Origin of the sequence: Arenibacter sp. F26102 (assembly GCF_023015865.1) — a bacterium.
In the GTDB taxonomy this organism is placed as follows: Bacteria; Bacteroidota; Bacteroidia; order Flavobacteriales; family Flavobacteriaceae; genus Arenibacter.
Map to the genome: position 1 here is coordinate 1 of NZ_JALKBC010000072.1, position 281 is coordinate 281.

Annotated in this window: 1 rRNA gene; it reads left to right on the forward strand. The window is 51.2% G+C overall.

What is annotated here, in order from left to right:
* Positions 1-281: ribosomal RNA gene (locus MWU78_RS22315) — 23S ribosomal RNA — on the forward strand; the annotation flags it as partial.

Below are 281 nucleotides of genomic sequence, written 5' to 3' on the forward strand. Positions count from 1 at the left end.
ACGAACCCGAAGGGGGTAGTGGATGGACAACAGATTAATATTTCTGTACCTGCTCACAATAAAAGTGACGGGGATGTGGCGTTGGTGCGTACTGACGGAATAGTACGTTGAAGGGAGCGGTGACGCCCCGATAGTACACTGAGGCTCCGGCCAAGGTGATAATCCAGCTTAACATCCTCCGAGAAAACCAAGTGAAGCAGCCCGTACCGCAAACCGACACAGGTGGTTGGGATGAGTATTCTAAGGCGCTCGAGAGATTCATGGCTAAGGAACTAGGCAAA